5 protein-coding genes are annotated in these 8,013 nt (G+C 49.4%); 4 read left to right on the top strand and 1 reads right to left on the bottom strand.

The features are described from left to right. Nucleotides 1-164: 164 nt before the first annotated feature. Nucleotides 165-4,106, bottom strand: coding sequence for a hypothetical protein (locus tag RMO84_RS07955; protein ID WP_310487930.1), 3,942 nt, complete (start codon nt 4,104-4,106; stop codon nt 165-167). Between the two features lie 213 nt (nt 4,107-4,319). Here RMO84_RS07955 and RMO84_RS07950 point away from each other — a divergent pair, with 213 nt between their 5' ends. The 4 genes from RMO84_RS07950 (at nt 4,320) to RMO84_RS07935 (ending at nt 7,648) form a co-directional block, all read left to right on the top strand. Further along, on the top strand, nt 4,320-4,865 hold the full coding sequence (locus tag RMO84_RS07950; RefSeq protein WP_310487929.1) for a hypothetical protein: 546 nt from the start codon (nt 4,320-4,322) through the stop codon (nt 4,863-4,865). Nucleotides 4,866-5,095: 230 nt separating this feature from the next. After that, nucleotides 5,096-6,076 carry a hypothetical protein gene (locus RMO84_RS07945; RefSeq protein ID WP_310487928.1) on the top strand — a complete coding sequence of 327 codons (981 nt, stop codon included), beginning with the start codon at nt 5,096-5,098 and terminating at the stop codon, nt 6,074-6,076. Nucleotides 6,077-6,187: 111 nt separating this feature from the next. Continuing rightward, nucleotides 6,188-6,340 (top strand): hypothetical protein, encoded by a 153-nt coding sequence (locus tag RMO84_RS07940; protein ID WP_310487927.1) that lies wholly within the window; start codon nt 6,188-6,190, stop codon nt 6,338-6,340. Nucleotides 6,341-6,418: 78 nt separating this feature from the next. After that, nucleotides 6,419-7,648 carry a DUF2201 family putative metallopeptidase gene (locus RMO84_RS07935; protein WP_310487926.1) on the top strand — a complete coding sequence of 410 codons (1,230 nt, stop codon included), beginning with the start codon at nt 6,419-6,421 and terminating at the stop codon, nt 7,646-7,648. Nucleotides 7,649-8,013: the final 365 nt, after the last annotated feature.

The following is an 8,013-nucleotide window of genomic DNA, read 5'->3' as shown; positions in this document are numbered from 1 at the left end:
GACTTCGTTTCTAGATCTAAATCCCCCAAACCCCCTTAAAAAGGGGGATAAGATCCGGATCTTAGTCCCCCTTTTTAAGGGGGATTTAGGGGGATTTACACCAATTTCGCTTCTCACCAAAGATGTGTATACACCGTAAAGCTGGGGGTGAGGGCAAGAGGGTATCACTCCCACTCTTGGAAGCGATCGAGCCAATGTTGCAGGGCGCGTTCGATTTGCTCCTTGCGACGCTCGAAATTGGCTGCTAGTGCAATAATCGCGACCCCTGCGAGTAAACCGATCGCCCATTTGGTAATCGGGTACTCGGTAATCAGGAGCAGTAATTGATAGCTTAGTGTCAGGATTAAGGTGACAGTGCCGACATACAACCAAGCGCGAACTCTGAGCACTAGTCCGAGCGTCGCGATCGCTAGTCCGATGCCGATCGGCAGCCACGGCTGGTGCCATAATAATGCGGCGATCGCGATCGTGCCACTGCCGCCAATCCTTCCGTAATGACGATTTTGCTTGGAATTTTGCCAGTAGGGATCCCATTGAACGGCAGCTAACAGCGATGCACCGACGAGGGTAGCGTACCACAGCGGACTAGTTAAGCGATATTCAAATAGCAGTCGCAGCCCCGCCCAATCGATAAAAATTAGACTCAGATAAGCCCAACCAAACTGGCGTTGTCGGCGCGCTACTCCTGCATAAAAGACCGCCAGAATAACTAAATTCAGCAACGAAATCCGATCCCATTCAAATACCACCCGCGATAGTGGTAATACTAGCGCAACGACTCGCCACGGTCGATCGTGCCAGCCCCATTGTCGCCACGGCGCGAGTAAGATGAGCAAGCCGACGACACAAGCAATTAAAATCAGTCCTTCATCGACGATACCCAAATTCTGGAAGATCGATCGAGCGTAGATGCCAACCCCTAATAGCTCCGCAAAGCCGACATAAATCCACCAATCGCGACCCGCGCGCGATCGAGCTTGAATCAAGGCATAACCACCCAATAACACGCTAACAAACAGGTGCAACAGCGTGAGCTGGGGCGGCGGTACGGCAGGCATCGTCGCGGCGGCGATCTTCCAGGTACTCGCCACCGCCCAATGTAGATGGGCAACATTTTTGAGATTATTTAGCGGGAAATTCCACCACAGATCGCCACCTTTACGCGATCTCCACCAAACGCCCAATCGGTAAGCTAGAGCGATGAGAGCAGTAACAAAGCCGTAAACGGTAAATGCATCGGCAAGATTTCCACCTGGGGGAGCTTGGAGGATGTAATGAGCAATTAGCTCGTAACAGCCGACTGTGACAGCCAGCATTCCGCCGTAACCGATCCAGCGATAACTCCTGCGACTGGCTAATACCCAAACTATCCCAGCCGCGATCGTCAGCAGTCCAGTATAGGCATTGAAAAATGGCAGTCGTAACAACCAGCCCCAACCAGCTAAGAGACAGGGTAATAACTCAATCCCTGGTGATGTTAAACGCGGCAATTGCCGCCGCGCGTCCGACTCAAACCAGATCCAGATCGGTACAGCCAAGATGATATTGGCAGTAGCCAGGATGAGAGTATCCCCACCTAACAAATGCACTAGTGCGGAGAGGGTGAGTTGTAACGTCCAAATCAGGCTCCAAAACCATGCTCGTTGCGGAATTGAGTTATTTTGCCAATGGCTGCGAGATCGCATGGCACCGGCTAAAATTCCGGTAGCTCCTAGCGTGATGAGATGGCTATTCTCGAACAAAGGGGCACTACTCTGTTGAAAGCTGTTAACCCAGTGGAGATCGATCGCGATATTAGTAGCATATTGGATCGAGCCTGTCGTCAGTCCCAGCCCAGCTAAACCGATCGCCCAGCGATCGCTCGCCACCGCATAGATCCGAGGCAGTTTGGGACTGACAAACCAGAGGAGCGCGCAAGTTACCGCACCAATTGGCAGCCAATAATCGGGTGCAGTCCGATCGGCGAGTAAGTTAACGCCTAATCCCAAGCCCCAGCCGATCTGAATCGCCGCTGGCAACCACCGTTTCAGGCGGTTGACGATCGGGAACATCAGCCCGATAGCGGCAATTAATAAGATCGATCGCCATTCCGGTCGATCGACGGTCAAGCATAAGCCCAGTCCCAGCCCCAAGATTGCCAACCAGGCAGCGGGGATTTGGGTGGCGAGTTGCCACGGCTGGATGGGTGCCCGACGCGTGGCGACGTAAGTTAACGCGATCGGCACGAGCAGCCACCACAGCGGCCAAACCGATGCCGCAGCGGGAAATGTTGCTAGCAACAAGAAACAGCTATAGGCAAAAGTCGCCAGTCCCAAGCCAATCCACCAACAACTGCGCAACCAGACATCAGTAGCTCGACGCGCGGGTTGGGCGCACAGGTACAATTCGATCGCGCTTAAGCTACTCGTGACGATGGCGAGTACGGCTGAATTGAGCACCTCTGTATTCTCGATCGGCACGGGGATGAAGTTGTGAGCGATCGCGATCCACCAGTCCCAACGATAGCAGAGGGCGGCAAAAATGGTCGCCAACCCAGATATGTGAGTGATGTAGAGATAGCTGGATTTAGTTGGTAAATAGCGCAGCGTTAAATATGCCAAGATCGCGGTCGAAAGCGCGAGATCGACGAGCAAACTTAGTGGATTGGCGAGATTGATAAATGGTAATAACGCCCCAGTCACCAGGATGAGCACCTCACCAGTGCGCGTCAGGGAATGCCAGCCTTTCTGCCAGAACCAGTTGGTAATCCCCACCCACAGTAGTAAGTAGGGAAAAATGATTAACGAACCAGCAACTAGATAGTTCTGACCGAAGACTAGCAATATATACGGTAAAACCTTGGCAAAGATCGCCCCCGTCGAGAGAGGTGCCCAGAGCCAATTGATTACGATATAGGTTTGCAATCCGACCACAAAGAGGGCGATGACCTCACGATCTTTCTGGTGAGATCGTAGGCGTTGCCACAGCCAAACTAATGTCAGACTGCTGACTGCGACTGCTTGCCAGGAGCTATTATGGGGACGCGCGAGTAGATCGCAGATACTCAATAGCCAACCGAAAGCTAGCAAACTAGCACCGATCCGCTGATAGAATCGCGCGAGATTGTTCAGGGTAACTCGATAATGCGCCGCACGCAGCGATGCCGTGACATGGCTGCTCTGCGCCAAGCGTAAGAGTCGGTGCTGTTTTTGCAGACCCCATTGGGTAAATAACCACCCGACAATCCCGATCGCCAAACCGAAGGTAAAAATTGGCAGATGAGCGACAAATAACCCCCGCAGCAGCAATACACCCACGCCATAAATAGCCAGCGCGCCGCCTTCGATCTGGCGGATTTTTTGCAACAAGATCGCGACACCAATCGCACCGCTATAAATCGCGATCGCCGGCCAGTAGGGGAGTTGCCAGCCCAGATGCAAGCAGCTCAACCCCAGATATGCAGCGAGTAGTAGGCCAGATCGATTCTCATTCTGAGAGGCTACGCCAACGGTAGTGGTACGTCCGCGCTCCTGTTGGTGTTTGAGATAGACGATCCCGCCCAACCCGCAGCCAGCGACGATCGCCGTAACTAATCCTAAAGGTTCTCTCCACAAGCCAAACGAATCGCTCGCCCAAAAATTGACGGGCATCAATAGCAGCGTCACGAGTTGCAGGGTACTAGCTGTCAGCCTCAAGCCCTGCTGCGTGCGCGCCCAACTGCCCACGACCCAAAATCCGATCGTGTAGAGCCACAGCAATCCATATTGCCCCCAGGCGGGAAAGCGCGACCATTGCGTCGCCGCCAACACCCCAGAAGAGAGGACGACCAAAAATACCCCCAAAAATAGCAACCAGCGCACGCTTAATTCATCTTTGAGGTTTTGCCAGATGGTGCGAATGGCTGGCACTGTAGGGATGGCTACTGGCGGTGGAGGTATTTGTGGCGTCGGTACCGCTGGAGCTGGCAACGGTAACTCTTCACTCAAGCAAGTTTTGGCAATTTCTAACACTTGCGATCGATCGAGCATCTGCGATCGCACCAAGCGATCGAGCAGATCCAGCAGCGCGGGATTGTCAGGGTCGATCCGCAATTCTAACCAAATTGACTTGGGTACTGGCTGGGGCATAATTTCTGGCTGGGGGTTGCCTATTATCCTCCCTTATCTGTGGCCATTTCTCGCCATCGATCGTGACAGTTCCCCGATCGAACACCAAAGCGAGCGATTTTTTTGGCAAAAATGCAATAGTTTCCGGATGTCTTGGGTCGATCGGTGTAAATAAAAAAACAATCGATTCGCGATCCGGAAAACTAGATCGATGCCAACTTACTGATTTTTACCATGTCTAAATATTTATTCATCGCAACGGCAACTGCACTCATCAATCTAGTTTTGGTAGCTACTAATACCGTTGGGATTGCGAATGCACAGATGAATCCTAGCTTGTCACTGACAGTAACAAGCCAAGATAAACTCATTGTTAAAGGCGAAAAACCCGCTCATCTGAATGCCCAACAGCAATCAGATGTCAAAGGTATTCATCGGACATTAACGGAGTTTTATCGTGGTTTGAATGAATATAATGTCGAGCGGATGTCGCGAGTCGCTGTCAGTACCTCAAATGATGAAAAAATCTATACCCAGCGGCTGTTCGATCGCTTGAAATCTTATCGTGTCGATGTGAGCGTTGAAGTCCAAGACATCCAATTGATTTTACTTTCCGAACATAATGCATCGGTAAAAGTTACTCAATTAGTAAAAGCCCGAGGATCTGGTCGAGCGATGAGTTCTCAACAGTCGTCTTCATTATCATTGGTGAAACAACAAGGTCGCTGGCGCATTAGTGATGGTAGAACATTCGTGCAAACAATGACTCCAGATCGTTAACTAAATTGTGATTTAGATCGCCGCTAGCATCTAAGTTCAATGACATAATTGATACTAAGGCGATCGAAGTTACGCAAGTTATTACAATCCAATTTAAAAAACTTCTTATCTACTTTCTGAGAAGTCGATCGCTCGACAGCCAAGCTGTAATTGAAGATTATCAGCCATTTTAAATCTCTAAATCGCTAGTTAATTTTTCAAAAACAAATATTAGAACCACCCCAAATCACATGAAATCATCGACTATTAACTGGTTGTCGAGAGCGATCGCGCTGCCATTATTTATCGCAATTGCCCATACTCTGCCCGCTAGTGCGGCTCCAACCGTTGGCGTAGCCTCTCAGAATGAGAATCGATCGCTCATTTCGCTAGGAACAGCAGCTCGCAACGTCGAATCTTTACCAGCCGTCACGGATCTCAATCTCGCAGTGCCAGTTCCTGCTAAGGCGATTGCGCCCGAGCGTCCGAGCGCAATTCAGCCGATCTGGTCTAGTCCCAATCGTCACAACTTGGCTCCAAAATCCAGCCCCGAACGGATTAGTAAAACTAGCTCGATCGGTAAAAAAAATACTGCTTTAACATCGAAACTGAAGTCATCACTCGTCTTGACAGCCGAACTCCAAACTAAGTCCAAGCTTACAGCTAAACGCAATAATTTAGTAGCGACAAATAGCGATACCACTTACCTCAAGCTTACTCGCAAAAGTCGGTCGAACTCCAAAAATATCGCCGCAGTGTCACCGTCACCATTAAGTAGCAATAGCTACTTGAAATTAGTCAAAGATCCTAGCAAGGGAACTAATGAATTGGGCAATCCGATTTATACCCTCGAAGCATATGTTGACGGTCAAAAATACCACACATTCGATGCTGTATCTGGAACTGCAAATACTCAAAATGCAGATCGCAATCTAGGTAATAATGCCGCACCTTTACCAGATGGTTCGTATGAAGTTAGTAAGGCCATCGTACCTGGAACAGTATCTGAAGTTGGTAGGACTTTTGTCGGAATTTATCCAAAATTTGATACTGCACGTACCGCTCTAGGTATTCATCTCGATCGGAGCTTCAATCAACGCAATGGTTATGATGGAACCGCTGGCTGTATTGGTATTACCACGGCTGCCGATCGCGATGCGATTAATGAATTTATTAGTAAATATCATCCGCAGAACTTAATTGTCAAAATCGCGCCTACACCAGATCGTTAATCGCTGCAATCGATCGCCGATCGATTACCGCCATCATTAATTATGCGTCCATCAGAAAATATTTTGTGTTATCATAATCGTAAATAATACTTATAAATATTACTCGAAACTATGGATCGATCTAAGGTTGTCGCGATCGTCTCAGGTATAATTTCAATCTTCTTGGCGATCGCCTATTTATTGGTAGTCCAGCTGATTGATTTTCGGGGCGAGATGCTCCCCGCACCAATAGTCGAAACGATTGTTTGGCAATTACCGCTGTAAAGTTTAATTCTTTTCTAGATAAATTATAACAAATAGCTAATTGTTAATTATCCCGATTGCCGTGGGATTAATTAAGAAATGAACGATCGTCCCGCCACTGTTGATTTCGACCAGCTCATTAGCGCATCCTTGCTTCGGTTACGCACGAAATCGCCATTTTTTGGCACGCTGGCAATGTTGACTCGCTTTGTATCTTGCACGACGATTCCGTGTGCGGCAACAGATGGGCGCGATGTCTTTCTCAATCCCGAATTTCTCAAATCGCTACCGACAGCTCAACAAGAAGGCATCCTCATCCACGAGATCCTGCACGCCGCATTATTGCACCCGAGCCGCATCAGAGAGCGAGATCCTCTCTTATGGAATGTTGCTGCTGATATCGTCGTCAATGGGACGATCTTGGAGAGCGGATTTGAACTGCCACCAGGCGGTTTGCGAGACGAGCGACTAGAACAACTCAGCGTCGAAGAAGCCTACGAACTATTGCGTGGTGATGAATCCGAACATGCCGACGCAGCCAGCGTTCGACAGTGGCAATTAGCCGACCTCGACTTATTAGCCCCAAGCTGTGAAGATAATCGTCATTCCCCCATCGGCACCGATCTTACCCCTTCACCAAAATTAGATCGCCATCAGCGGGAAGTCTTAGCAGCACATTGGCGGCAAGCACTTCAGCAAGCAGCCGCAATTGCCAGCACTACTCAGGGTGGGAAACTACCAGCGGGAATCGAACGCGAGTTCGAGTCGATTTTTGCTCCGCAATTAGATTGGCGCGTCTATTTATGGCGATATCTAGTTCAGACTCCGACCGATTTTCAGGGTTTCGATCGCCGTTTTATCGGACAAGGACTCTATCTCGAAGCATTGCAATGCACATCAGCCCGAGTGTATATAGCGATCGATACTAGCGGCTCGGTCGATCGGACACTACTCGCACTATTTATGAGCGAAATCCGAGGGATTTTGGGCGCGTACCCGCATTTAGAGTGCGAACTATATTATGCGGATTGCGACGTTTATGGCCCCTATCCACTCTCGATCGATTCAACCTTGCCACCTCCTGAAGGCGGTGGGGGTACCTCCTTCATCCCCTTTTTCGATCGGGTGAGCGAAACTTGGGACGAACATACGCAAGCAGTCTGTATCTACCTCACTGACGGCTACGGCGAGTTTCCCACTCCCGCACCTACCATCCCGACGCTATGGGTAGTCACTCCCGGCGGCTTAGATTTAGCGCGGTTTCCATTCGGTGAAGCAATTCGGTTAATCGACGATCGTGCCAGATCGACATTCGATCGAGTTGATTAATTTCGATCGACGTTCGATCGATAATGCAGCATATAGCAGTCCTGGTTGATATGTAAGAGGATCGTGTAGGGTGTATTATCGCGTAGCGTAACGCACCGAAAGGAATAGAAGGGAACTTGCTCGAATAAATCTCACGAATTACTTATGATTGCTATAGATGTAAATCGATCGAGTCTAGTATAGCAATCGCCAAGATCGTTAGGACGTTTTCTAATTAGTCCGCGTAGGCGGACTTTGCATCACCAGCGGCGATTTCAATCGCTGTGTCCTAATAGCCTTGGCGACTGCTATAACTTCATTCACACCAAGATTAGATCTATCTCGTTTGTAGACCGTAGATTCGATCGAGTCCGAGACTTAAAAAC

It is taken from the genome of Chamaesiphon sp. VAR_69_metabat_338 (genome assembly GCF_031423935.1).
Taxonomy (GTDB): domain Bacteria; phylum Cyanobacteriota; class Cyanobacteriia; order Cyanobacteriales; family Chamaesiphonaceae; genus Chamaesiphon.
This window is presented reverse-complemented; position numbering and strand designations above follow the sequence as displayed.

Bases quoted from the DNA above. Each gene is read 5' to 3' on its own strand.
- RMO84_RS07955 (WP_310487930.1), bottom strand. From the start codon at position 4,106: ATGCCCCAGCCAGTACCCAAGTCAATTTGGTTAGAATTGCGGATCGAC.
- RMO84_RS07950 (WP_310487929.1), top strand. From the start codon at position 4,320: ATGTCTAAATATTTATTCATCGCAACGGCAACTGCACTCATCAATCTA.
- RMO84_RS07945 (WP_310487928.1), top strand. From the start codon at position 5,096: ATGAAATCATCGACTATTAACTGGTTGTCGAGAGCGATCGCGCTGCCA.
- RMO84_RS07940 (WP_310487927.1), top strand. From the start codon at position 6,188: ATGGATCGATCTAAGGTTGTCGCGATCGTCTCAGGTATAATTTCAATC.
- RMO84_RS07935 (WP_310487926.1), top strand. From the start codon at position 6,419: ATGAACGATCGTCCCGCCACTGTTGATTTCGACCAGCTCATTAGCGCA.